We start from the raw sequence: 25,160 nt of genomic DNA on the forward strand, positions 1-25,160 counted from the left end.
AACGCTATCCAGACCGTGCATGAAATTCGAAATAAAGCCGCCCAAAGAGGCGCTGCATAACTAAATTCAGGGCGAGAAACCTCCTTCCGACTAACTCGCGGAATAAACAAACCTACGGATATCAAATATCCACAGCGTGTTCTAGAAATTGTATACAGGCACAGTTAAGCCTGCGCCAGGACCAACGCCCACGCAAAAGCGAGTTGCCTTTTTATGTTCAACAGCAACGAAGTTTCAGTAACGCCAGAAACACGGAGCAGTCCAGCGCCACGGCCAACAGTCAGGCATACTCCAAAACAGGGTCTGAAGGCGAAGTTACCCCGCACACAGAACTTTAGATAGTAAGTCTGCGCTGGCTAAATCTCGCAAAAGTTATTACTGGCGGCGCGGCAAACAGCGGCAACTGGATAACATACGCAAGCCGCTGTTTCGAATACATCTGAACTGGACTCTACTGTTTGAATCAACCCACCAAGGCTTCTGCTGGCGTCGGATTCTCTTGCGTGAAACAGCTTCGGTAGAGTGCCAGGTACTGGGCCGCAACCCAGTCGTTGGAAAATTGCTTTACCGCTTTGGTACGAGCCTGGCTTCGCAAATCATCGCTGTTTTCGGCGTCCAACACCCAGGCGATGCCTTCAGCCAGGCTGGCTTCATCGAATGCAGTCGCCAGGTATCCATTCTGCTTGTGGTCGACGATATCCAGGAGCCCGGTTGCGCCAAACGCAACGACCGGAGTGCCGCAAGCCATGGCCTCGGTCGCAGTCTGTCCAAACGCTTCCTGCAACGAGGGCACGATCATTACGTCAGCAGCGCTATAGACGTCGCGCAACTGTTCATCACAACTGATGTGGCCAAAGTAGTGGGTCTTGTAAAAGGTCTCTTGGGAATGCTCGGAACCCGAGCCACCGAAGACCGCCAATTCGATATTTGTATGCCCCTGCTCTTTCAACAAGCACAAGGCTGGTAGCAGTTTATGGAACCCCTTGCGGTCGTCGCCAACGGCCGCAACAGCGCCAAAGGCGACCAGACGGGTCGTTGTGGAAATACCCAGTCTTGCCCGCGCCAACGACTTATCCTCAGGGCGGAAGACATTCACGTCGATGGGGTTCGGGAGCTGTTTGATTGTCAGCCGATCCATGGCCGTTGATCGACGAGCACTTTTGACCATCCAGCTGCTTAGCCCTACGATCGTCAGGTTTTTGACCTGAGCATATGCATGCGCTTTCTGTGCGGCGCCGACCGCGCTGAGATCGGCTGAGTCATCGGATTTGAGCAACGGACAACGTCCGCAGCCAGAAGCAAAACCGTTGCACTCAGCATCGTAGTGACAGCCTCCGGTAAAACCCCACATGTCATGCAGTGTCCAAACGATCGGCTTGTTGATGAGTTTGAGGTCATCTACAGACAGGCCGCCGCCGTTCACCCAATGCAAATGAAGCACGTCAGCATCTGATTCATTGATCGACTTGATCAGTTTTTCATTCGGCAGCGCACCCGATGAAAACATGCTTCGTTGTCGAGCAATGATCAAAGCGGGCACCCGATCATATGCAACACGTGCCAGATAGTGCACTTTCTGCCAAGTGTTCATTAGCTGCGGATAGATACTTTTATATTCCACCTGCACGCCGGCTTGAGCCAAGGCTTCAGTGAGCCTTGATGCTGCCCTGGCGGCCCCCCCTTTCGAGCGATATGAGCTGACCAGCAGTACTTTCATGAATGGTCCTTAGTTGGATGTACGCAGCGTCAACAAATAAATCGGCTTGATGAGTCCACCAATCTTGACTCGTTAGCAATGCCGCAGAAATAACCAAGCAACATGCTAGAAAATAGAAATGATGATGCAGGCGCGGAGAATAGAAAAAGCAAGACCACAAATAAATTCGCCAGCAATTCAACCGTATTCCTGTCCGTCGCCGCTTGTTTGAACAGCGCAAAGCAACGGCCCGCACAGGTAACAAAAATAAAGGCGAAGCACAGCGTTCCCAACAGCCCGAACCGAGCGAGCAATGCATAGTTTAAGAAATGGATATTATGGGTGTGCTGCCCACCCAGCAATTGGCTATCGATCACTGACGAGTCGATGCTCTGTGTCATGTCCAGCGTGTATCCATACCCCAGTCCGAACAGTAAAGAAAACGGCAATAATGTCCTTCCCACATCGTGATTTACCAGATCACCCTCGTAGAATCGTTGCTGGAGTGGAATAGGCAGCTCCGCCCCCTGACTTGATGAGAGCAGCGAAAGACTTTCATCAATCCGCCTTTCGAAGCTACTCCCTTTGATAGCGCCCGATACGCCCACGACTGCACCTACCACAGTTATAAATACAGCTATCAAGGCGATTGCTTTTATCTTTTTAAGCAAAGGCGCACTGAGCAAATAAATCGCCAACCCTCCGATTACGGCAAAGACTAACGCCCTGTTTACGCCAGCGACCTGGGGAATGACAGCGAGCAACAAGAAAAAAGTGTGGGAATGATTTTTATGAGCCATTGAGATGATCAGTGCACATCCCCATAGAATCAGCAGCTCCGGTGGCGTTCCAACCTGAAGATTAAAAGCCCAGCAGAACGAAGTAACGCCAATCAGAATGATTACCACACGAATAAACTTGTTGTAGGAGAGTGCGACCGTTCCAACCCTGTAGCACCAGGCGCCCAATAAGAAGGTCAACAAGAACATCAACAGATAAATAAGATCAGTAATCAGATAGAGCTTGCTGTTTTCCCTGAGTAAGCCCACCACCAAATAAACCAGCCCGAGCATTTGAAGCGCCAGAACCGCCCGCCATAGATTTCCACTGGCTAATCTGGGTTTCAGCCGCGTCTGGAGCAGGAACACGCCAACAAAAACAATGGCGGCTGCCACGACCGCGAGCCGTACGAAGGGCATCGCTCTGAAGCCGACGATGCCCAGGCCGTACGTCAACATGGCCGATGTCAAAATCGCGGTCGTCAGGCAGAACGCCGGGAACACGATGATGCTGTTAGGTGTGAGACGGTGAACAGACATCGCTACTCCTTGCTGGACGAACTCGACATCAATCGGCAGTCGCGACAGGCGCGCCTGTTGGCTCGCCCGTTGGCGCATTGGTCATGACATTACGTTCGTTCTCATCCAGCATCAGGAAATCGACTAGCTCAAGCGCCACTCTGCCGGTTTCGAAGTGGCCCTCGAAGCGTGTTCGGGCGCTAGCGCTAGCCGCTTCAAGCGCGGCAGGACTGCACAGCCATTGCTCAACGATCCCGGCTGCGGCGGCGGCGTCATCTAGCGGAATAAAGCGCCCTTCGATGCCGTCATTGAATACTTCCGGAACGCCGCCGACGCGACTCGCAAAGACCGGCAAGCCTTGCGACATCGCTTCGATCAACACGATGCCAAAGCTCTCCATGTGCGAGACGTGCAAGCAGGCTCGATGGCTCGCCATCAAATGAGCCACGTCATTCACATGGCCTGTGAAGACCACATCGCTCTCGACGCCCAGTGCCTGTGCCGCCTTGACCAGAGCCGCGCGATCCGGACCTCCACCGACAAGCGTCAGCCGCAGCGGATGACCATGTTGGCGTGCGGCTGCAGCTATCTCGAGGGCATAGCGTTGATTCTTTCTGCGCTCGAGGGTCCCAACGCAGATGAGGTCGCCGATTTTGCTCTGGCTGATCCCGTCAGTCCGAGATTCGGAAATGAAGTTGGGTATCACCTTCGCGTCTACGACGCATGTCTTGGGAATCCTCAGATAGATTTTTTGCTGCATGAAAGCCGATACGAAAACCAGCTGGTCAACGAGCGGAATCACCCGCGCTTCAAAAGCCTGGATGCCCCTGAACAGCCTTCCATCGTGCGCAATGATGCCCTTCCCCGCCCATTCTTCTGCCTCCGAAATATTGAAATGGGCAATCATTACTACCCGTTGTGTCGGCGATACACGCGCCGTGAGCGCCGCTTGTGCTGACATCGGGCACTGGGCATAGATCACGCATGCCCGGCCATCGGCGAGCGTTGTCTTCAGGTTCAGGTACAGAAACAACTGGTGCCAGTAGCGGTACCACCACAGACCGAAGGTGCCGCTGAGCGGCGCAACCAAGCGACGTACCGCAAATACGGGATAGACCAGCCACTTGTATCGGTCGTAAGGCGTCACCAATGTCGGCGTCGCCCGGCCGGTTTTTTCCAGCCAGTCCGACCAGGTACGAAAGTGAGTATGCACACCGGTCTCGCCGGTTCTACGCAGCACCGTCGCAATGATGATCGGTCTGGTCATCGCGCAATCCGCCTAGTCATTGATGAGTTTTCGATAGCTTTTGATCGTCAACGCACGCGCCGTCGCCAGAATCTGCATTAACAAACTGGCCGGCAGAGTAAGTGCTGGACCGGTGATAAAGACCGCCGGAAAGTACTTCACGCGCTCCCACAGCGAGGCGTCGCGAAGCGAACGGACCAGCGTGGTGTGGACAAAGGCTGTAGATTGCTTGTCGTTATTTTTCAGCACCACCCGCAGATGGTTCATTGCAAAACCGCGCAAGTGCTTTGGCGTATCGATGTAAGCGTTGAGGAAGTAGCTGCTTGCAGGAATGTTCAGCACGTTGCTCATGCGCCCACCATTGATTGATGAATCGATGATCGCGCCGTACTTTTCATCGAAACCCAGGCACTCGCCCGCCTTGGCAGCACGCAGGGCGAATCCCCAGTCCTGATGCTTGGCCTGCTGAGAATCGAAGGTCGTGCCTTTGTATCGGGATCGACACAAACTGATCGTCGAGCTTCGGACATCACCGTTCTGACAGAACAGATAATCGTGCATGTCGCCCAGGTAGCGGGGAAGCTCGACCTTGAACGTCCGGTAGGTATTTCTCGCCAGATAGCGGCCGAACAGGATGCCGTAGCCGTCGCGCTGGTGAAGCAGCACACGCCGCTGTATATGCTCCGGCGCGAACACATCATCGCTGTCGAGCAGAAAGATGAATTCACCCTTCGATGCCGCTATTCCCAGGTTCCTGGAAACTGCCGCATTGCCCTTCGCGCATTTCTCGATGATCGTCAGACAAGGCGTGTCTGCGGTCACAGCGCGCAGCGCCGGCATGTCGGTTGACCGGTCGTCCACCAGAATGATTTCATAGCTCAGCCCGGAAACCGCCTGTAGTACGGACGCCACGGCATCCATGATGAAGGTCGAACTGTTGTAGGTCGGTATGACTATCGAGACTGTTGGCATCAGGCGTCTCCTGGCTCGATCACATGACTGGACGGGACGCTTCGGGGTTGCAGCGCGTTGGATCGTTTGGTCCGAGAAACCCGTTCACCGAGCAACTCACGTACCACCCGGTTGACGCCCGGCAGGCCAAGAGTCAATACGGACCAGCTCTGCAATTTCAGGCATTCGAACGTTTTGGCGCTAAGGGCGTTTCCGATCCAAGAGGCAAATATCTGGCTGATCAGCGTCGCGGTTGCAGCGCCCCACAGACCGAAGCGAGGGATGAGCATCAGATTCAGGCCGATGTTCATCAACAGCCCGAGCCCGAGCCGCAACGGCCGCAGATGTCCAAGATCCACCGCGACTAGATAGTTTGTACAGGCGAACCCGACAACGGAAAACACCGCCGCCAGCATGGAGATGCCTAATATCTCAAGCGCCTGCATGTACTCAGCGCCGAAGAGCAAGGGGATGGCCAGGTATGCGGCCGCCCAGACGGTGAGCCCCGTGGCTACCGACGAAAACACCACGATATCGAAATAGGTTCGGACCTTTTCTGCGTCTGGCTTGGTGCATATGTAGGGGAAGAACGCAGTTCCGACCAGCATGGGAATCACCGCGTACGCTTCGACGACGCGAATCGTGACGCTATAGACACCGGCCTGCGCGACGCCGAGCAGCGATGCGATCATCAGTTGATCCACGCGGGTATAGACGACGATCATCAACGAACACAGCAGCATCGGTGCAGCAGGTCGCCAGAGTTCTCGCACGATCGAAACGTTGAACGCTGACAATCTTACGCGTACGGCCCCCTTGGTTGGATACAGGGAATACAGCAACAGATTCATCGCAATATCGAAGGCGGCGCTGAGGCAAAACAGGATCAGCCCAGCTTCGTTCCACAACAGAACTATCTTGACCAACGAAGAGATGCACAAACTGGAGAGGCCAATCACCGCAATATGCGAAGACTGGGATTTGGCCTGATACAGCGCCTGATAACTGTTGAAGTTGTAGAACAGCACCGACCCGATCGTGATGGCATAGGCCAACTTGTGCTCAGGTGAAAACGCTGGGGCCAGATAGATCGCGATCAAGCAAGGAATCGCGACCAAGGCGCTCGCAGCGAGCCTGCATATAACGGTCGTACTGAGCAGCTGGCTGTCAGGGTATTTCTGTTGCGTGAATTCCTTGATGAGGATTTGATCCAGACCCAGGTTGCCCATTGCCCAGATAATGGTTGCCACACTAAGTCCCAGGCTGAGTACGCCGAAATCCTGCGGACCAAGCTGGTTAGCGACCAGGCCAATCAAAACAAAGGCAACGGCCAGTTTGGTTATCTTTTCCAGCAACAGCCAAACGGAATTCTTGATATATCGTTTCACAGGCGGGTTCCATCCAGGGGGCAGTGGGTTTATTAGCGTGACGACCATTCCATTCGTGGCGGGTTTCAGCTGGGCGAGCCTGACCCGTACTGGTAGTAGTCGTAATAACTGCTATATCGATAGCCATGCCTTTCCGCTTTTTTGATATCCACTTGATTTAGGATCAGCCAGTCCACCGGAGTAGCGTTCTGCCGCAGCTGGGCAACGCCGCGCTCCACTTCGGTGCTGGACGTCACCTCGCTTCGCACGATGAACAACAGCGCTTCCGCATGTGCCGCCAAGACCATCGCATCGCTAACACCCTGAGTGGGTGGCGAGTCGACAACGATGCGGTCGTATCGAGTCTTCAGTGCTTCGATCAAAGCTGAAAACCGGCTCGACGAAAGCAGGCTAAGAGGATCTCGCACGGCGGTGCCGGCGCAGATCATGTCGACGCCGCTGACCTGTGTGATGCAGCTTTCCAGGCTGGCCCGGTTCTCGATGATGTCGGTCAGACCCATGCTGCCCTTGGGCCGTCCGAAGTTTTTGGCCAGCGTCGGCTTGCGTAGGTCTGCGTCGATCAGGATGACCTTGCCCAACTGAGCGAGGGCATGGGCGAGGTTGGCCGATAGTGTGCTCTTCCCCTCCCCGGGCAATGCCGACGTCGTCACGATGACCTGGCTGTGATGGTCGGTATTGGCCATTTCGAGCTTGGTCCGGATGGTGCGGATCGTCTCCGTAAAAAGGGGGTTGTTGCCCTCCGAATACATTCTTGCCAACTGTGCGCCCTGTGCCTGTTGCACCAACGGCACGATGCCCAGCACAGGAATGTTCAGCTTGTTCTCGATGTCCTCGGTGGTCGTGAATGTGTCATTCAACACATCCTTGACCACACCCGTACCGGCTACGAAGAACAACGCGATCAAGCCAGCCACTGCAACGATCAATGGCCTGTTTGGCTTGACCGGTTCCTCTGGCACCATCGCCCGATCGACGACATGCACATTGACGCTGTTCTGGTCGGCGGTGGCCGCGGTCTCTTTCAAGCGGACCAGGAACGTGTCGTAGAGCGCTCGGTTCGCCTCGACCTCCAGCGCCAACTCCCGGACTTTGAACTCTTTGCTGGACAGGTCCTGGATCTGATACTTGTTCGAGTCGAACAGCGCTTGCTGGGATTGTTCATTGGCGACGGCCAATTGATAGTTCCGCTGGATACCCGAGACCACCTGGCTGACCTGCGTCTTAAGGCTGGCTGTGGCGGCATCGAGATCAGCCTTTGCCGCGATGAGTTCCGGGTGGCCAGGCCCATAGCGCTGCGACACCTCGTCCACCCGCGCAGCAGCTTGCGCCTTGGTCGCCTTGAACTGCTGGATGACCGGGTCCGACAGTACTGCCGGCACGCTGGCCAGTTCGTCCAGGCGGGTGCCTTTCATTGCTTCCACTTGGCGGAACTGGCTTTCCGATTCGGCACGCTGCCGCCGCGCATTGATCAAACGATCACTGGTCAGCGTCAGCTCAGTAGCGGCGATCGTCGAGATACCTTGCAGATCTACCAGCCCCTCGGATTCGCGATAGGCCTGGAGCCGGTTTTCCGACTCTTGCAGTTTCTGCCGCAGTTCTTCGAGACGGCTGTCCATCCAGGCCGTGGCCGTCGCAGACGTGGCAACCCCTGCCTCGAACTTGCTCGCTATATAGCCTTCGACCAGAGCATTGGCCGCTTTCATGGCGACATACGGATCAGCCAGGAGCACCTCGACCGCGACCACCTGGCTTTTGCCCCGCGGGTTCACAGTAATTGCCGCCATTAGTTTTTCGGTGGCCCTGTCGAACGCCTTGGAAGATGTGCTTTCGCCTTGGGCAGCTTGGTCTGGCTGTTTCGTACGAACGAACGCGCCGAGTCGAGCGAACCAGGTTCCCACTCCTTGCCCTACTGACAGAGGCTGCGCAGCGAATTCTGGGTGATTGACCAGGTCAAGCTGGCGCACCACCCGCTCGGCCAACCCGCGAGACTTGAGCAGCTCAATTTCGGTCTGCAGAAAGTCGTTGTTGAGCGTTTCATTCTGATTGGCCTGTTCAATGGCCAATAGCTTCGCCCGCTCGCTCTCGACCAGAAGCGTGGCGCCGGCGCGATACAGCGGCGTCATCCAGGATGTTGTCCATGCAGCGGCCAGCGCTGCGAACAGCATGACGCCCAGAATCAGCCACTTGCGCAACCAGACACTCAGCCAGAGTTTGCGCAGGTCGAGTTCAGCCTCGGCAGGGCCATGCGGCACCGCCGTCAGGTGATGCTCGATCGAAGGGGGTTTGCTGGTCATATCAAGCTCGCAAGGTGAGGAACCGCACTAGAAGAATCCTTCTTCGATGGTCACGGTGTCGCCCGGATAAACAGGCGTATCCATCGACGCTTTGGTCGGACCCTGGCCCGGGTCCAGATTGCGGATGATGGTGATTCGCTTTGCCGATGCCCTTTCGGTCAATCCTCCGGCAAGCGCGGCGGCACGGCGCAGGGTCAGACCCGGTTGATAGGGATAACCGCCTGGCAACTTCACCTCGCCGATGATGTAGAAGTTTCGGTATTCAAGAACATTTACCGAAACGCGCGGACTTACCAGATATTTTCCCTTCAGCGCCTTCAGCAATAACTCTTCTACTTGTGCAACAGTCTTACCGTTCGCCTTCACTTCGCCAATAAACGGATAGGAGAACGATCCAGCGTCGGTTAGCCGAAGTTCTTCAAATGTCAGGTCCGGTTCGCCAAGCACCCTGATATTGATGACGTCACCAGCGGACATCCGATATTGAGAAATTACGTCGGCTCGAGTCGCATCGCTGATTAACATCAACAACAACGTAAGCAACCCGTAAACTATGCGTATCGACATCACTGTTCTCCTCGCTCCTTTTTTCACCTACCAACTGAACGATTAACTAACCCCTTGAATGCTGTATTGTCGTTCATTGATCAAGTGAAGCCGCTTTGCGTTCAGCCACGCTCCCGCCAGGAACCTAATGCCCTTGTTGAGTTAACGCCTTGTACGAATTCGGTGAGTGTTGAATAAGTTAGAGTACTGCTTCGAACGTTAGGCAGGATGTACTGGCCTGACCGATGTATTCGAAACGGTCAGGCGACACTCCTGATTGAGTAGTCTCAACAGCAGAACGGCGCGCTCTGCGCCGTCTGAGGCCAGGAAAATCGCGTCGATACCGGTGTTCTGCCCGATTCTTACCTGAACCTTGCTCCCTGGCTCAGGCGTTCGGGCTCTGTCGCAACGTTCCTTTATCTGCTCGATAAGCTCGTTGCTGACCGGGTACGGCCGATTGTCAAAACCAACGACCCGAAGTACACCACGGGTGCAGCGAAGACTATGCCAGTTTGAGTCCGAAGAAAGCCGGACAAACATGTAACCAGGAAATAATGCCTGCTCTGATTTGTTCGTCGAAGCTCTACCGATAGTTGTAACTGCACCGGTGTGCAGAGTGGGTAGGTAGCAGATATAGCCCTGCTCTAACAGGTTTGCCAGCGCCCTAGGCTCTTGTCTGGATTTGCAATGGATCAAGAACCAAGCAGTACAAGGCAAAATCGAATCCTTCGTCATATAAACCAAATCCAACAGTTCGAGAGGTATCTGTTTTTAATGCGCGCTTAACAGCGCTTTCCAGCACCGCACTACCGTTTGCCGTGTAAAAACTATGGAAGCCTTTGTTTGCGGGTGCAAGACCGAATCGCTTGTATAAAGCGACCAGGCGCAGCGGCGCTAACAATTAGATCGCTATCCCACTCGTCGGATACTGAATCATAATCAGGGGATAATTAATCCGCCCCTGTTTAGAGAAAACCAAACAACAATGCTGTGATACATGGCTAAACTCGAGCTCTTTAACCATATAAAAAGTGCGCCTAAAAGCGTGCTAGAGCCCTTCTCCGGTGCATTACGATCCCGGCTGCGCTTGTTCATAACCGAAATAAAATGTAACGCCGGCTATTAATCAGGGGCATGGCGAAAAATGGAAATGGCATTAGCTCCGTTTCGTAACATTTTTAAGCGCTGGTGCCGACGAACGGTTCTTTTTTTTGTAGGAATGACGGGCCTGAAACGGCGGTTCAGAGCCTTCCGCGGGGCTCAACGATGCTGGCATGCTCGTCCGCCCATGATGGCATCAAGGGCGCGGCCAGCCCGTTTCGGTCATTTCATGGCTATTCGGTCACGCATCTCATCGGTGATTTGCTGGTCCGCCTCGTCGATGCCTGCCCACGGGTCGTCATCGCCCTGCTCTTCCAAACGCGGAATGAGGTTGCGGATGGTCCAGACGTTGGCGCCTTTGAGATCGGCCAGTTCATATCGATGGATAGGCACAGAGACAGCGAGCCCCTCGCGTGCCCGCACTGAATAAGCCGCGACGGTGCTCGCGCCCTTACTGTTACGCAGGTAGTCGATAAAGATGCGCCCGACTCGATTCTTCGGCCCGCTCACTGCAGAAAAATGCTGGGGCATCAATTTCGCCATGTACTGGGCAATCGCCTGGCTGAGCGCTTTTACTTCTGTCCAGCTGTGTATCGGTTTTAGCGGCACCATGATGTGCAAACCCTTACCACCGCTGGTTTTCAGGTAGGACTGCAGTCCGATTTCATCAAGCAGAGTTTGAGTCAGCTGAGTGGCTTCGACCATGCGCTTCCAGGGCAGCGCGGGGTCAGGATCGAGATCGAGCACGAAGCGATCTGGGTGATCGAGCACCGGCGCCACGGCATTCCAGGTGTGCAGTTCTATCGTGCCCATCTGCGCTGCGCTGGTGAGCGCTTCAGCAGTGTCGATGGTCATCAAGGCTGCATGGTTGGGAAACAGCGAAGTGTCCAGTTGAGTGATATGCGGGATGCTCAGCTTCTCGGTGTGCTTCTGAAAAAACAGCTCGCCGTCGATTCCCTCTGGAGCGCGGACCAACGCAAGCGGACGCTGCGTCAGGTGCGGCAACGCCCAAGGCGCGACCTCGGCATAGAAGCGCGCCAACTCCATCTTGGTCGCACCGATCGACTTGTCGATGATGCGTTCAGGATTGGAAATCTTGATTCTGCCACCCGCCGTACTCGGGGCCGGGTTGCTTTTTTTAGGCTTCGCGGTGCCGGGTGCCTTGGCCGCTTTCGCTGCGCGTTCATGGGTGATGGCTTTGGCCGGTTTATCCGAGCGCAGGCCATGAAATACAGAATGGCGAACCACGCCTTGGCGGGTCATTTCTGCATAGGCGACCTCGCACATCAGCTCCGGCTTTAGCCAGTGCGCGCCGCGAACATCGGCGGCGGGCGGTGCTTTGGCTAACGGACTTTTATCGAGCTCTAGCGGCTTGAGCTTGGCGTGCAAGCTTTCCAGCGTGGCGTGGTTGAAGCCTGTGCCCACCTTACCGGCGTACAGCAACCGACCTTGCTCATCGTGAAGGCCCAACAGGAGCGCGCCGAAGCCGCTGCGAGCGCCCTTGGGGTCGGTGAAGCCGACGATGACGAACTCCTGCCGATTCTTGCACTTGATCTTGACCCAGCTGTTGCTGCGCCGGGAAACATAGGTGCTACCTGCACGCTTGCCGATCAGCCCTTCAAGCTTCATCTGGCATGCGCTTTCAAGCATGCTCTCTGGCTGATCCGTAAAGTCAGCGGAATAACGCAGCAACTCGCTCTCGTCAGCATCCAGTACTTGATTCACGGCAACCCGGCGTTCCTCCAACGCAACCTCGCGCAGGTCCATGCCATTCAGATAGGGCATGTCGAACAGGTAATAGATGATGCTGCCGCTGCGCCCAGCTTCGAAGGCGTTTTGCAGTGCCTGGAAATCCGGCGTGCCGTCTTCATCGGGCACTACTACTTCGCCATCGAGCCAGGCGGACTCCAGACCCAGCCCGGCCAGCGCTTCGGCTTGCTGTGGCATCTTGTGCGTCCAGTCATGGCCGTTACGCGTGAAGAGCTGGACCTTGCCAGACTCGATGCGCGCCATGATGCGATACCCGTCGAATTTGATTTCATAGCGCCAGTCACCATCAGGCACCGACTCAACCAGCGTAGCGAGCTGCGGTTTCAAGCTTTCCGGTAACGGGGCCTGTTTAGCGCCGGACAGCGTCGCGTTTGGTTCATCCTTGCGGCTGCGCCGACGAGCAGGCGTCTTGACGGCTTTGGTTGCCGCCGGGGGCTTGGCTTTACCTCGCTTGCGAGGAATCAGGGTTCGATCGCTCAGCACACTGTTTGGCTGCTCTTCGACGATGTTGTAATCGCTCTCTGGCCTGGCCGCATCATCATTGGATTTGATCAGAAACCACTGTTCCTTCCCCCCCGCCATACGGGTACGAACCAGATTCCAGGTACCGCTGAGTTTTTCCCCTTCAAGGCTGAACTTGAGCTTGCCTTTGCGATAACCCTCTTGCGGATCTCCCTCCGGAACCCAGACACCACGATCCCAGACGATGACATCGCCGGCGCCGTAGTGTCCTTTCGGGATACTGCCTTCGAACGTTGCGTATTCCAGAGGATGATCTTCGACATGAACGGCCAGACGGCGGGATTTCGGGTCGAGCGACGGCCCCTTGGGAACAGCCCAACTTTTCAGCGTCCCGTCGAGTTCCAGTCGGAAGTCATAGTGCAGCCGAGTCGCGTCGTGCTTCTGGATGCAGTACTGCAGCGCATGGGCTTTGCGGCGTTTGCCAGTACCGTTCTCGCCGCCGGGCTCGGGGGTCGCGGTGAAGTCGCGCTTTCGGTTGTATTCGTCCAAGGCCATGGCAGCGACTCCATTATCGTTTTGATCAAGCTGCGCGCCTTCTGCCAAGCGGTTGCGCTAGGGTGTTTACATCTCGGCAAGGCCTGCTAGCGTTTGTAGAAGTTGAAAAACCTAGGCTGCGCCACCTCGGCGCAAGCCACCCACATGCGGACATCGATGGGAGGAAGGATCATGGGTACACGTCTACCTCTGCCCACCATAGAGAACATCCTTCGCGACTATCTCCACCCTTTCCGCTGTGATTGCCATGCGCAGGAAGACAGTCATCTCACCGTGCGGCTCTATGAAGACACCGCTGACGGTGAGGAACTCACCGTGTTCGGCATAACCGACGATCAATGCCGGGACGCCGCAAACCTTGTCCGCCTGGCGCAGGAACTGCGCTTTGAGCTCTACGCGACGCGCAGTGGCATGCCGGTCGCTGCGGATGTCGCCAAGGTTGTCGGCGGCTAGCCATTCGGCATCGCATCACCGACAACCAGGGTGGCGTGCTCTATCAGCGCTTCGCTTCGGTATGCGGTTCGGCAGCTCGGGTCAGATAGGCCTGGGTCAGCTCGGCCAGGTGGCTGCGCATCCACTCGGCCATTGCGACTTCCTCACCGAGGATGCGTGTGCAGATGTCAGCGGTTTCGGTGTCGCCAACCGCCTTGGCTGCAGCAATGAGGATCTCGTATGAGGCGATCTCAAGGTTCTCGAAGACGTAGCCCATCTGCGCGCCTTTGACAATTTCGTCATTGACCATCATCCCGCCCATGGCCTGCCCCATCGCCATCATCTTGCCGCCCAGGTCCTTGAAACCTGAGTAGGACTTGTCGTAACGCTGCAGGCAGCTCTCGATCAGCTTCGCCTGGTTTTGCGTTTCGGTAATGTGCTGCTCGATCCGCGCCTTGAGCTGCGGATAATGCTCGATGCGGCTGGCCTGCTTGTTGAGCATGGTTTCAGCCTGCGCTTCCATGGCATGCGCGTCGCGAAGCCATTCAATCAATCGTTCAATGCGGACGTCATTTCCCGTCTGAGCGCTTTGCATGTTTCTCTCCCACTGGTTTGGATAGCCATCAGGGCGTTACCGCTGCCCTCTTGTTATGTGTGAGAGATGGCAGGCCAGCAAGGTTCCGCGGACCCGACTGGCTGCACTGCCATGAACTTTGCATAGGACAACCAGTCCCTCATGCAACGGATTAGACGGAGCTGACCTCATCGAATTTCTAGATCCCCTCCTCCAGTGGGAAAACTACATCACCGAGCCGGCGCTACGCACGCTTCTGGCCTCCGCCTTTGTCGTGGTCTTGCTCAGTGTATTCAGCCGAGTGCTGACGGCCGTGATGCTGCGACTTGGCCGCGGATTTCTGCTTACCAAAGCCGTCTCGGAGCAGCTGGAAAAGCCCATCCGCGTCTTGCTGCCGCTGCTGGGCCTGCAAGCTGTGCTGGCGGCGGCCAGTGACGACCTGGCCTTGATCAGTCTCGCTCGACGCCTTACTGCATTGGTCATGATTGCCTGCTTTACCTGGCTGGCCATGCGACTGATGCGCGGCCTTGAACAGGCCGTGCGGCTTAGAAACCCCGTCGACGTCAGCGACAACCTGCGTGCGCGCCAGATCCAGACGCAATCGCGGGTGCTGTTGCGGACGCTGAGCTTCTTCATCCTCTTGATCGGTGCCGCCGGAATGCTCATGACGTTTCCGGGTGCTCGCCAGTTCGGCGCCAGTCTGCTGGCCTCGGCGGGTCTCGCCGGTCTGGCCGTCGGCTTCGCTGCGCGCCCGGTGCTGGCCAACCTGATTGCCGGTATACAGATCGCAATCACCCAGCCAATTCGTCTGGATGACGTGGTGATCGTCGAAGACGAGTGGGGGCGGATCGAGGAAATAACCGGCACCTACGTGGTGGTGCGGATCTGGGATGACCGCAGGCTGGTGGTTCCTCTGCAGTATTTTATCGAGAAGCCCTTCCAGAATTGGACACGCCGTAATTCCAGCATCATCGGCTCAGTGTTTCTTTGGGTCGATTACTCGCTGCCACTGGAGCCCGTGCGCGAGGAGCTGCGCCGCCTTTGCCGTGAGGTGCCTGAGTTATGGGACGGGCGCGTGATCGTGCTGCAGGTAACCGATACCAGCGAGAAGTCAATTCAGGTGCGGGTGCTGGTCAGTTCGCCAGATTCATCGCGCGCCTGGGACCTGCGCTGCCACCTGCGCGAGGCGTTGATCAACTTCATCCAGCGCGAGTATCCCGGCTGCTTGCCGCAGCTGCGCGCGGATCTCAACGTGGGCCGGAAGCCAAATGTCGAACATTCCGTTCCCGACCATATCGAGCCCGAACGTCAGCCGCCGGTGTGACCACAGGAGTCATGCCGGCTGTGCTGCAATATGGGGCGTTACGTTGCGAACTGTCGTCTGTCGGTGCGCGGACGCAGTCACCGCGAATTCATTCGCGCTCGCGCAGTTTACGTACCAGCTGTTCGTATTTGCTCGGCAACTGCTCTAGCCCGTAGCGAGCTGCCTGTTTACGAATGGCCACGCGATCACCTTCGAACTGAACGGTCTCGCTGATGCTTACTTGGCGCTCCCCTTGCATCAGTGCAAAGGCGTAACACTGTGTACCGCCGGCATCCTCTCCGCTGTCGTCGGCCACACCGGTGTTTGCAATGGCGATATCGGCAACGCTGGCGTTCAGCGCGCCGATGGCCATTTCGGTGGCGACCTCTTCGCTGGTAAGGCCAAAGGTTTCGATGGTTTCGAAACTGACGTGCAGCAGCTGGTTCTTCGCCTTTGGCGAGTAGACAACGAATCCGCTGTCGAGCGCTCTGCCACAGCCCGGGATGTCGCCTAACAGGGAGGCCATCAGGCCACAGGTGCAGGATTCCGCAGTGGTCAACATCATCTGTTTGTCACGAAGAAACCGCACGATTTCAGCAAGGTCTTGCATGGTCTTGACTCCGGCTTTCGTCTTGAAAAAAGCTGACTTGAGTCAACTTTCCGAGGCAATACTCAGGGGCAAAGTTCCAAGCTTCAGTATTCCGCCTAAAGGCGAGAACTATTTCACGGCGTGCCGGTCTTGTTTCAGGGTAGGGCCAACGCAGCTCTACGCCGCTCCTCACGCGGCCTCAATACAGAAAATTCAGCTTTGTCGTGCTCATGGTTTGCGGCGCCCCGGTGGTGCTGCATGGAAGAAACGTGCTTGTAGCAGGCTTGGCAAAGAGGCCGGCCGCTTGGGGAGAGGTAAATTATGAGTATTGCTGCTGTGAACGCCCGGCCTGTCAGCTTGAATATCGCACAACGCCTGGCACCGCCAGCAGACCGACCCCTGCTGCAATTGCGCAGCACGCAGGACGACAAGAAGAAAATACTTTTCGTGACGTCCGAGTTGACCGATCTGGTCAAGACCGGCGGCCTGGCCGATGTGTCTGCAGCCCTCCCCCGAGCCCTGAGTGATCTACACGACGTGCGCGTGCTCATCCCCGGCTATACCCAGGTGATGCAGTGCGGCGAACCGATACGAATTGTCGGCAGCGTAATCTCCCACGCTGACCTGCCGCCGAGCCGCATTGGCCGGCTGGACATGCCTGACGGCCTGATCATCTACGTGGTGATCTGCCCGGAACTCTACGAGCGTGACGGCCTGCCGTATGGAGATGAGCATGGCCAGGACTGGCCGGATAACCCGGTGCGCTTTGCCCGTCTCTGCATGGCAGCGACCGATATTGCCGACGGCACGGCGGGCATTCGTTGGACACCTGATCTGGTCCACGCCCATGACTGGCCGACCGGCCTGACACCTGCCTACATGCACTGGCGCGGGCTTACCACGCCGAGCGTTTTCACCATTCACAACCTGGCGTACCAGGGCAACATCGATATGAGCCTGCGTCGCTCGCTGGCCATTCCTCTGGAAGGCTGTGGTCCCGAGCGCATGGAGTTTTATGGCTCGCTGTCGCTGCTCAAAGCCGGCATCGCCTATGCAAACCATGTGACCACCGTCAGCGCGACCTATGCGGAGGAAATCACCACGCCGGAATTCGGTTGCGGCATGGAAGGTTTCCTCAGCATGAAGGCACGCCAAGGCCTGCTCAGCGGCTTGCTCAACGGCATCGAAGAAAGCTGGGAGCCGCGCAGCTGTTCTCATCTGGTCAGCCCGTTCGGCCCGAACGATTGGTCCGGCAAACAGGCCAACGCGGCGCACGTGCGCGAACTGTTCGAGCTGGACGCAGGTGATGGCCCGCTGTTCTCGGTGGTGTCTCGCCTGGTGCACCAGAAAGGCATCGACCTGACCATCGCGGTTGCCGAAACCATTGTAGAACGCGGCGGCCAGCTGGCCATCCTGGGTCGTGGCGAGCCACACATCGAAGACGAGGTTCGCCGCCTGGTCGAGCGTTTCCCCGGCCGTGTCGGTGCGCATATCGGCTTCAACGAAACCGACGCCCGGCGCCTGTTTGCCGGCAGTGACTTCCTGCTCATGCCATCGCGCTACGAGCCCTGCGGCCTGAGCCAGATGTACGCACAGCGCTTCGCGTCATTGCCGATAGCCCACCGCACGGGTGGCCTGGCGGACAGCATCGACGACGGCGTTACCGGGTTCCTCTTCGGCGAAGCCACCGTGGACAGCTATCGCGGCGCAGTCGAACGCGCCCTGTCGGTGCATCAGAACGCCCAATTACTCAATGCAATGCGCTGCCGTGCCATGAGTGGGGGATTTTTCTGGAGTCATGCGATCGAACCCTATGACCGGTTGTACCAACGCCTGCTGGGCGGACGACGCGAGGTCAGTGCCACTATCTAACGAGGTTGATCAATGCAGAATAGGCCTGCCCGCAACGGGCAACACGGACCGGTGTTACTGGAAGAATCCCGTACCCGGTTCAGGCTCTGGGCACCGGACGCGCAAAGCGTCAGCCTGGTGATCATTGGCGGCGCTACGCTGCCAATGCAGGAAGGTAAAGACGGCTGGTACAGCATCGAGGCAGATGTCGGCGCCGGCACGCAGTACAGTTTCCTCATCGACGATGAACTTCAGGTGCCCGACCCCGCGTCCCGGGCACAGTCTGCCGATGTGCACGACCCGAGCGTAGTCGTCGATCCTGCAGCCTATACGTGGCGCAACGCGGATTGGCCAGGCCGCCCCTGGCACGAAACCGTGCTCTACGAACTGCACGTTGGCAGTTACGGAGGCTATGCGCAGATCGAACAGCGTCTTCAGGCGCTGGCGGATCTCGGCGTGACTGCGATCGAGTTGATGCCGCTCGCCGAATTTCCCGGCGACCGCAACTGGGGCTACGACGGCGTTCTGCTCTACGCGCCGGAAGCTTCCTACGGCACACCTGATCAGCTCAAGCACCTGATCGACACCGCCCATGGTCTGGGGCTGATGGTGTTCATCGATGTGGTCTACAACCACTTCGGGCCGGACGGTAATTACCTGCACAGCTACGCCAAGCACTTCTTCCGTCACGACCAGCAGACGCCCTGGGGAGACGGCATCGATTTCCGTCGTCGCGAAGTGCGCGATTTCTTCATCGATAACGCCCTGATGTGGCTGATGGACTACCGTTTCGACGGGCTGCGCATGGACGCTGTCCACGCGATTCCAGACCCGACCTTCCTGCCCGAATTGGCCGAACGCGTGCGTGCGGAGGTTGAGCCCGGTCGCCATGTGCATCTGGTGCTGGAGAACGAACACAACCTTTCCAGCCTGCTCTCCGATGACTTCACCGCCCAGTGGAACGACGACGGTCATAACGTGCTGCACACCCTGCTCACCGATGAGAGCCAGGGCTACTACGGCGATTACCACAGCGACTCGACCAGCAAACTGGTGCGTTTTCTCGGTCAAGGCTTCGTCTATCAAGGGCATGAGAATCGCCGTGGTGAATCGCGCGGCGAGCCCAGCGGTCACCTCTCCCCGACCGCCTTCGTCCTGTTTTTGCAGAACCACGACCAAACCGGTAACCGTGCTTTCGGCGACCGGCTGATCAACCTGGCGCCACCCGAAGCACTGAAAGCGGCGACGACCGTACTGCTGCTTTCGCCCATGGTGCCACTGCTGTTCATGGGCGAGGAATGGGGCGCGCGCGAGCCCTTCCTGTTCTTCACCAGCCATCACGGCGAGCTGGCCGACGCCGTGCGTGAGGGTCGCCGTGGTGAATTCGCGGAATTTGCCGAGTTCGCCGACGAGCACACCCGTGAGCGCATCCCCGACCCAAACGCAGTCGAGACGTATGAGGCTTCCAAACCTGACTTCAGCAAGCGCGACGAGCCTGAGCACGCCGAATGGCTGAGCCTGTACCGCCATCTGCTGCAGCTTCGCCACGCCGAAATCGTGCCGCGGCTGGAAGGCTCGCAATTCCTCGGCGCTGAGGCCCTGGGCGAAAGCGCGGCCTTGGCTCGCTGGCAACTGGGTGACCGCAGCGAGTTGCGCCTGGAGCTCAACTTGAGTGGCAACGACCTTGCCGTTACGCCCCCTGCCTCGACTGCGCGCTTGCTGCACAGCAGCCGTGAAGGCGATTCAGGCGGCACCGACACATTACCTGCGCGCACCGCCAGGATGTATTTGCTCGAATCAGCAGGAGTGTCTTAATGAGCGATGAACGACTGAACCGCCTGGCCAAGGCGGCTGGCCTGTCCATCGAATGGGTTGATGCGGATGGCAAGGATCAACGGGTCAAACCGGAGGTCTTGCGTGCCGTGCTCGGCGGGCTGGGGCTGCCAGCCACCAGCGACGAGGAGATTGAACGCAGCCTGGAAAAACTCGACGCCGGCTCAGGCGCCGCCAGTGTGCCGCCGCTGCTGACGCTGGATCAGGGCGCGCCGCTGGACCTCAGCCAGTACTTCGAGCCATCGGCACCTTACAGCCTGACCCTCGAAGACGGGAGCGAGCAGGACGGAAGCCTGGATAGCCAGTCGCGTCTTGCGGCCATCGATACGCCCGGCTATCACCGGCTGAGTATTGCTGACCAGCAGCTTACGCTGGCCGTCTCCCCTGCCGCCTGCCCTAGCGTAGAAGACGTGGCCGGCCCGGGAGCCTGGGGGGTTACGGTGCAGCTCTATGGATTGCGTCGGCCCGGTGATGGCGGGCTCGGCGATACCCAGGCACTTGAAGCGATTGCGCGCAATGCAGCTGCACATGGGGCCGACGCGCTGGGCATCAGCCCGGTGCACGCGATGTTTACCGGCAACAGCGGCCAATACAGCCCGTATTCGCCTTCCAGCCGGCTGTTCTACAACATTCTGCACAGTGCACCTGGCACCGTACTGGGTGAGAAGCCGCTGCGCATGGCAATCGAGTCTTGCGGGCTTGCTGATGAGCTGCAACGCCTCGAGGCGCTCGACCTGATCGATTGGAGCGCAGCCTCGCAAGCCCGTCAGTGCCTGCTGCGCACGCTCTACGAGGATTTCGCCACCGGCGGTAACGCCCAGCAGGCGGACTTCGACAGTTTTCGCGAAGCAGGCGGTGAAGCACTGGAAAACCATTGTCGCTTCGAGGCCTTGCACTCATCCCTCCTCGGCCCAGAAGGTTTCCCACAGCACTGGCGCGACTGGCCCGAGGAATACCGCACGCCCCAAAGCGCCGCCGTTGAACAGTTCGCACAGGAAAACGCCTCCGAGGTCAGCTATTACGCTTTTTGCCAATGGCTGATCGCCCGTGGGCTTGAGCGCGCACAGATTGCCGCCTGCAGCGCTGGAATGAAGATCGGCCTGATCAGCGACCTGGCCGTGGGTGCCGACGGGGGTGGCAGCCAGGCGTGGAGTCGCCAGGATGAAGTGCTGGCAGCGCTGAGCGTGGGTGCACCGCCCGATGTCATCAATCGTCAGGGACAAAGCTGGGGGATCTCAGCGTTCTCCCCATGGGGCCTCAAGGCACACGGTTATCGCGCGTTCATCGAAATGGTTCGGGCCAACCTGGCGCATGCCGGCGGCATACGCATCGACCATGTAATGGGTTTGATGCGTCTGTGGGTGATGCCCGCAGGTGCCGGCCCCACCGAAGGCGCCTACCTCAATTACCCCTTTGACGACCTGCTGCGTCTGCTCACGCTGGAGGCCTGGCGGCGTAACGCTGTGGTGCTGGGCGAAGATCTCGGGACGGTGCCCGAAGGGCTGCGCGACAAGCTGGCGGCACGCAAGCTGCTGGGAATGCGCGTGCTGTTTTTCGAACGCGACAACAACGGCACTTTCAAGCCACTCAATGAATGGCCAGACAGCGCAATCGCCACGTCGACCACGCATGACCTGCCGACCATCGAGGGCTGGTGGACAGCCCATGACATCGACTGGCGTATCCAGGTCGGCCAGCACCGCGAGGACGAACGCCCCGCACAGCTTGAGGAACGCGAACGCGAGCGTGGCGGGCTGCTGAGGCTGTTACGTGAATACGCGCCGAGCATCGAGGGCGACCTCACGGATCCAGACGTACTCGCCGACGCTTGTGCCGTCTTCCTCGGCCGCACGCCGGCTCCGCTGGTGCTGTTCCCGGTCGAGGACGCCCTGGGCCTGCTCGAACAACCGAACCTGCCCGGCATCATCGACACCCATCCGAACTGGCGCCGACGCTACCCCAGCGACAGCGCCACCCTGCTTGATGACCCCGCTTGCTCGCACCGCCTGGAGCTGCTCTCCAACGCGCGCAAGCAGGCCACTGGAAGTAAACATCGATGAGAGACCTTAGCGCCACGTTGCGACTGCAGTTCCATCGTGACTTCACCCTCGACGATGCCACCGCTCTGGTCGACTACTTTGCCGACCTTGGTATCAGCCATCTGTACGCGTCCCCGCTGCTGACGGCACGGCCCGGCTCGATGCACGGCTACGACGTCATCGACCCGACCCGTATCAATCCGGAACTGGGTGGTGAGCCAGCACTGCGAAGACTGGTCGATGCCCTGCGCGCCAAGGGCATGGGCCTGATACTGGACATCGTCTCCAATCACATGGCGGTTGGCGGCTCCGGCAACGCCTGGTGGCTCGACGTGCTCGAGTGGGGGCGCCGCAGCCCCTATGCCCAGTTTTTCGACATCCAGTGGAATTCTCCCGACCCGCTGCTGGAAGGCCAGCTGTTGGTGCCCTTCCTTGGCAGTGACTACGGCGATGCGCTGCAGGAAGGCAAGATTCCCCTGCGCCTGGATATCGAAAATGGCGCTTTTTACGCCGAGCACTACGAGCACCGCTTCCCAATTTCGCCGCCCACTTACGGCGAGATCCTGCGCCTGACCGATCAGCCTGAATTGCGTAGCCTGGCGCAGCATTTCGATGCACTGAAAACCGAGCCGGCGCCTTATCAGACCGCACGTGAATTGCGTGCAGACCTGGCCCGCCTGCTGGAGGACAGCAATACCCGGCAAACACTGGAACAAGCGCTCAGGCACTACGACTCGACCACCGAGGAAGGCTTCAAACGCCTGCATGGTCTGCTCGAGCGGCAGAACTATCGCCTCGCCAGCTGGCGCACTGCAGGCGACGACATCAACTGGCGGCGATTCTTCGACATCAACGAGCTGGGCGGTCTGCGTGTCGAGCGCCCCATTGTGTTCGAGGAAACTCACGCCAAGATCTTCGAGCTGATCAGCGAAGGGCTGGTCGACGGCTTACGCATCGATCACATCGACGGGCTGGCCAATCCGCGTGGTTACTGCCGGCGCCTGCGCCGTCGTGTCGATCGGCTCAATGCCGCGCGCCCCGAGGGTGCGGAACAGGACCATGTGCCGATCTACGTCGAGAAGATTCTCGCTGAAGGCGAACATCTCCATGATGACTGGGGCGTCGACGGCACCACTGGCTACGAGTTCATGAACCAGGTGTCGCTGCTGCAGCATGACCCGGCCGGTAAATCCGTGCTGTGTACGCTGTGGAGCGAAACCGCCGAGCGCCCCGCCGATTTCATGGAGGAAGTACGGCAGGCGCGACAACTGGTGCTGACCGGGCCACTGGCCGGGGACTTCGAAACCGTTGCCCAGGCGCTGCTGCAGGTCGCGCGCCATGACGTGATGACCCGCGATATCACGCTTGGCGCGATCCGCCGTGGGCTGCTCGAACTGATCGTGCATTTCCCGGTGTACCGCACCTACATCGCGGCCCGCGGCAGACGCGAGTCTGACGAGCCGTTCTTTCAACAGGCGCTGTCCGGAGCGCGCACCACGCTTGGCGAAGCCGATTGGCCGCTGCTGGATCTGCTTGATCGCTGGCTCGGTGGAGAAGACCTTCGCTCCCTGCCGCCGGGACCTGCACGGCGGATTCGCCGTTATGCCTGTACCCGCTTCCAGCAGCTGACCTCGCCTGCTGCCGCCAAGGCCGTTGAAGATACCGCCTGCTACCGCTCTGGCGCCCTGCTGTCGCGCAACGATGTCGGCTTCGACCCGCAGACCTTCAGCGCACCGGTCGATACCTTCCATGCTGAGTGCCTTGAACGTGCGGAGCACTTCCCGCGCAACCTGCTGACCACGGCGACCCATGATCACAAACGCGGCGAAGACACCCGTGCGCGGATGACGGTGATCAGCGAACGCGCCGAATGGTTCGCTAGCAAAGTCAAACACTGGCGCCAACTCGCCTACGGCCAGCGGCAGGAGCTGCCGGAGGGACCAGCGCCTTCGGCGGGCGACGAAATGTTGCTGTATCAGGTGCTGCTCGGCTGCTGGCCGCTGGATCTGAAGACCGACGACAAGTCGGCCATGGAAACCTTCTGCGAGCGGATGATCCAATGGCAGGAAAAGGCCGTCCGCGAGGCCAAGTTGCGCAGCACCTGGACCGATCCGAACAGTGATTACGAAGGCGCCTGCCAGCACTATCTGCGCGCCCTGCTTCTGGGGGACGAGTGCAAGACGCTGCGCGACGACATCGCCGCCGCTGCCGCCGAGCTGGCCCCTGCCGGCGCACTGAACAGCCTTACCCAGACTTTTCTGCGCATGACCACGCCGGGCGTGCCCGACCTCTATCAGGGCGCGGACTACTGGGACTTCAGTCTGGTCGACCCCGACAACCGCCGCCCCGTCGATTTCGACCGTCGTCGCGCCACCTTCAGCCTGGACGCACAGCCTGCAGAGCTCATGGAGAACTGGCAGGACGGTCGCATCAAGCAATGGCTGATCGCGAACATACTGAAACTGCGTCGGACCCACCCGCGCCTGTTTACCGAAGGCCGCTATCTTCCTTTGAAGGTCGAAGGCGAGCATGCCGAGAGTGTGATTGCCTTCGCTCGTGAGCTCGACGGCAACTGCGTGATTGTGATCGCCGCGCGTCTGGCCTATGGCTTGCTTGGCGACAGCCAGACACCACAGATTCCGATCGAGCACTGGGGCGACACCCATGTCCGATTGCCCGATGCGCTGAGCGGTAATGCAATGCAGCGACTTTTCGACGGAATGACAGTCAGACCCAAACAAGAAGGTTTAAGCGTGCCCGAGGTTTTGCAGCACCTGCCCTTTGCGCTTTTACAGCTAACAATGAGTTCAACAGGAGAATCAGAACGATGACTAAACAAGAGCAGCGCATCCGCGAGCTGGCCTACGACATCTGGGTTTCGGAAGGCCGCCCGCACGGGCAGGACGAACGTCATTGGGAGATGGCCCGCAAGCTGGCCGAAGCGGAAAACGATACGTCTGAATCAAAGCCTGCAGTCCGGACACGTAAAGCAGTCACAAAACCAACGGATGCCACCCCTGCGGACAAACCCGCCAAGGCAACCAAGGCAGCAAAACCTGCGAAGGAAGCCAAGGAGCCCAAAGACGTCAAGCCAGCCAAACCTGCGGTCGCACCGGCCAAGGGGACTGCACGCCCCAAAGCCAAAGCGGAAACCAACGCAGCCGAGGGCACACCTGACGGCATAAAGAAACCCCGTGCACCACGCGTCAAGAAAGACAGCTGAACGACACCG

The 25,160-nt window shown here is 58.4% G+C and carries 18 protein-coding genes; 7 read left to right on the forward strand and 11 right to left on the reverse strand.

The window, feature by feature from the left end; translation table 11 throughout:
- Positions 1 to 463: 463 nt before the first annotated feature.
- The 9 genes from CXK96_RS04260 to ligD form a co-directional block, all read right to left on the reverse strand.
- On the reverse strand, positions 464 to 1,717 hold the full coding sequence (locus tag CXK96_RS04260; protein WP_102835249.1) for a glycosyltransferase family 4 protein: 1,254 nt from the start codon (positions 1,715 to 1,717) through the stop codon (positions 464 to 466).
- A gap of 29 nt (positions 1,718 to 1,746) precedes the next feature.
- The gene (locus tag CXK96_RS04265) at positions 1,747 to 3,015 is read right to left on the reverse strand and encodes a hypothetical protein (RefSeq protein ID WP_102835250.1); all 1,269 of its coding nucleotides are present in this window, start codon (positions 3,013 to 3,015) and stop codon (positions 1,747 to 1,749) included.
- A gap of 28 nt (positions 3,016 to 3,043) precedes the next feature.
- Positions 3,044 to 4,027, reverse strand: a complete 984-nt coding sequence (locus CXK96_RS04270; protein WP_423835181.1) for a glycosyltransferase family 4 protein — start codon at positions 4,025 to 4,027, stop codon at positions 3,044 to 3,046.
- Positions 4,028 to 4,273: 246 nt separating this feature from the next.
- Positions 4,274 to 5,212, reverse strand: coding sequence for a glycosyltransferase family 2 protein (locus CXK96_RS04275; RefSeq protein ID WP_102835252.1), 939 nt, complete (start codon positions 5,210 to 5,212; stop codon positions 4,274 to 4,276).
- On the reverse strand, positions 5,212 to 6,579 hold the full coding sequence (locus tag CXK96_RS04280) for a flippase (protein WP_180981488.1): 1,368 nt from the start codon (positions 6,577 to 6,579) through the stop codon (positions 5,212 to 5,214). The genes CXK96_RS04275 and CXK96_RS04280 overlap by 1 nt, the downstream gene beginning before the upstream one ends.
- A 65-nt stretch (positions 6,580 to 6,644) precedes the next feature.
- On the reverse strand, positions 6,645 to 8,873 hold the full coding sequence (locus tag CXK96_RS04285; protein ID WP_102835254.1) for a GumC family protein: 2,229 nt from the start codon (positions 8,871 to 8,873) through the stop codon (positions 6,645 to 6,647).
- Between the two features lie 27 nt (positions 8,874 to 8,900).
- Positions 8,901 to 9,440: a polysaccharide biosynthesis/export family protein gene (locus CXK96_RS04290; RefSeq protein WP_102835255.1), complete on the reverse strand. Its 540-nt coding sequence runs from the start codon at positions 9,438 to 9,440 to the stop codon at positions 8,901 to 8,903.
- Positions 9,441 to 9,638: 198 nt separating this feature from the next.
- Positions 9,639 to 10,154: a transcription termination/antitermination NusG family protein gene (locus CXK96_RS21140; RefSeq protein WP_102835256.1), complete on the reverse strand. Its 516-nt coding sequence runs from the start codon at positions 10,152 to 10,154 to the stop codon at positions 9,639 to 9,641.
- Positions 10,155 to 10,742: 588 nt separating this feature from the next.
- Positions 10,743 to 13,307, reverse strand: coding sequence for a DNA ligase D (gene ligD / locus CXK96_RS04300; protein WP_102835257.1), 2,565 nt, complete (start codon positions 13,305 to 13,307; stop codon positions 10,743 to 10,745).
- A gap of 171 nt (positions 13,308 to 13,478) precedes the next feature.
- Between ligD and CXK96_RS04305 the strand changes: the two genes are divergently transcribed.
- Entirely contained in the window at positions 13,479 to 13,760 is a 282-nt protein-coding gene (locus CXK96_RS04305; protein ID WP_102835258.1) for a DUF1652 domain-containing protein, read from the forward strand.
- A 43-nt stretch (positions 13,761 to 13,803) separates the two neighbouring features.
- Here CXK96_RS04305 and CXK96_RS04310 read toward each other — a convergent pair whose 3' ends face one another.
- A complete protein-coding gene (locus tag CXK96_RS04310) occupies positions 13,804 to 14,334 on the reverse strand; it encodes a ferritin-like domain-containing protein (RefSeq protein WP_102835259.1) in 531 nt (176 codons plus the stop codon).
- 295 nt (positions 14,335 to 14,629) lie between these two features.
- Here CXK96_RS04310 and CXK96_RS04315 point away from each other — a divergent pair, with 295 nt between their 5' ends.
- Entirely contained in the window at positions 14,630 to 15,637 is a 1,008-nt protein-coding gene (locus tag CXK96_RS04315; protein WP_234484393.1) for a mechanosensitive ion channel family protein, read from the forward strand.
- A gap of 88 nt (positions 15,638 to 15,725) precedes the next feature.
- Here CXK96_RS04315 and CXK96_RS04320 read toward each other — a convergent pair whose 3' ends face one another.
- Positions 15,726 to 16,226, reverse strand: coding sequence for a CinA family protein (locus CXK96_RS04320; protein WP_102835260.1), 501 nt, complete (start codon positions 16,224 to 16,226; stop codon positions 15,726 to 15,728).
- Positions 16,227 to 16,526: 300 nt separating this feature from the next.
- Between CXK96_RS04320 and glgA the strand changes: the two genes are divergently transcribed.
- Genes glgA through CXK96_RS04345 form a run of 5 tightly spaced genes read left to right on the forward strand, consistent with a single transcriptional unit; the run spans position 16,527 to position 25,151 of the window.
- Positions 16,527 to 18,077 (forward strand): glycogen synthase GlgA, encoded by a 1,551-nt coding sequence (gene glgA / locus CXK96_RS04325; protein ID WP_102835261.1) that lies wholly within the window; start codon positions 16,527 to 16,529, stop codon positions 18,075 to 18,077.
- A 12-nt stretch (positions 18,078 to 18,089) separates the two neighbouring features.
- The gene (gene treZ / locus CXK96_RS04330; RefSeq protein ID WP_102835262.1) at positions 18,090 to 19,871 is read left to right on the forward strand and encodes a malto-oligosyltrehalose trehalohydrolase; all 1,782 of its coding nucleotides are present in this window, start codon (positions 18,090 to 18,092) and stop codon (positions 19,869 to 19,871) included.
- Positions 19,871 to 21,949: a 4-alpha-glucanotransferase gene (gene malQ, locus CXK96_RS04335; RefSeq protein ID WP_102835263.1), complete on the forward strand. Its 2,079-nt coding sequence runs from the start codon at positions 19,871 to 19,873 to the stop codon at positions 21,947 to 21,949. Before treZ ends, malQ begins: the two co-directional genes overlap by 1 nt.
- Positions 21,946 to 24,759 (forward strand): malto-oligosyltrehalose synthase, encoded by a 2,814-nt coding sequence (locus CXK96_RS04340; RefSeq protein ID WP_102835264.1) that lies wholly within the window; start codon positions 21,946 to 21,948, stop codon positions 24,757 to 24,759. The genes malQ and CXK96_RS04340 overlap by 4 nt, the downstream gene beginning before the upstream one ends.
- Complete coding sequence (locus CXK96_RS04345; RefSeq protein WP_102835265.1) at positions 24,756 to 25,151, forward strand: DUF2934 domain-containing protein; 396 nt, start codon at positions 24,756 to 24,758, stop codon at positions 25,149 to 25,151. Before CXK96_RS04340 ends, CXK96_RS04345 begins: the two co-directional genes overlap by 4 nt.
- Positions 25,152 to 25,160 lie beyond the last annotated feature (9 nt).

It is taken from the genome of Stutzerimonas stutzeri (genome assembly GCF_002890895.1).
Lineage (GTDB): Bacteria > Pseudomonadota > Gammaproteobacteria > Pseudomonadales > Pseudomonadaceae > Stutzerimonas > Stutzerimonas stutzeri_AB.

What these genes read in the sequence shown, in the direction of transcription:
- CXK96_RS04345 (WP_102835265.1), top strand. Translation starts at nt 24,756, where the DNA reads ATGACTAAACAAGAGCAGCGCATCCGCGAGCTGGCCTACGACATCTGG.
- CXK96_RS04310 (WP_102835259.1), bottom strand. Translation starts at nt 14,334, where the DNA reads ATGCAAAGCGCTCAGACGGGAAATGACGTCCGCATTGAACGATTGATT.
- CXK96_RS04285 (WP_102835254.1), bottom strand. Translation starts at nt 8,873, where the DNA reads ATGACCAGCAAACCCCCTTCGATCGAGCATCACCTGACGGCGGTGCCG.
- CXK96_RS21140 (WP_102835256.1), bottom strand. Translation starts at nt 10,154, where the DNA reads ATGACGAAGGATTCGATTTTGCCTTGTACTGCTTGGTTCTTGATCCAT.
- CXK96_RS04260 (WP_102835249.1), bottom strand. Translation starts at nt 1,717, where the DNA reads ATGAAAGTACTGCTGGTCAGCTCATATCGCTCGAAAGGGGGGGCCGCC.
- CXK96_RS04275 (WP_102835252.1), bottom strand. Translation starts at nt 5,212, where the DNA reads ATGCCAACAGTCTCGATAGTCATACCGACCTACAACAGTTCGACCTTC.
- ligD (WP_102835257.1), bottom strand. Translation starts at nt 13,307, where the DNA reads ATGGCCTTGGACGAATACAACCGAAAGCGCGACTTCACCGCGACCCCC.
- CXK96_RS04305 (WP_102835258.1), top strand. Translation starts at nt 13,479, where the DNA reads ATGGGTACACGTCTACCTCTGCCCACCATAGAGAACATCCTTCGCGAC.
- CXK96_RS04340 (WP_102835264.1), top strand. Translation starts at nt 21,946, where the DNA reads ATGAGAGACCTTAGCGCCACGTTGCGACTGCAGTTCCATCGTGACTTC.
- CXK96_RS04320 (WP_102835260.1), bottom strand. Translation starts at nt 16,226, where the DNA reads ATGCAAGACCTTGCTGAAATCGTGCGGTTTCTTCGTGACAAACAGATG.
- malQ (WP_102835263.1), top strand. Translation starts at nt 19,871, where the DNA reads ATGAGCGATGAACGACTGAACCGCCTGGCCAAGGCGGCTGGCCTGTCC.
- CXK96_RS04290 (WP_102835255.1), bottom strand. Translation starts at nt 9,440, where the DNA reads ATGTCGATACGCATAGTTTACGGGTTGCTTACGTTGTTGTTGATGTTA.
- glgA (WP_102835261.1), top strand. Translation starts at nt 16,527, where the DNA reads ATGAGTATTGCTGCTGTGAACGCCCGGCCTGTCAGCTTGAATATCGCA.
- CXK96_RS04315 (WP_234484393.1), top strand. Translation starts at nt 14,630, where the DNA reads ATGCTGCGACTTGGCCGCGGATTTCTGCTTACCAAAGCCGTCTCGGAG.
- CXK96_RS04265 (WP_102835250.1), bottom strand. Translation starts at nt 3,015, where the DNA reads ATGTCTGTTCACCGTCTCACACCTAACAGCATCATCGTGTTCCCGGCG.
- treZ (WP_102835262.1), top strand. Translation starts at nt 18,090, where the DNA reads ATGCAGAATAGGCCTGCCCGCAACGGGCAACACGGACCGGTGTTACTG.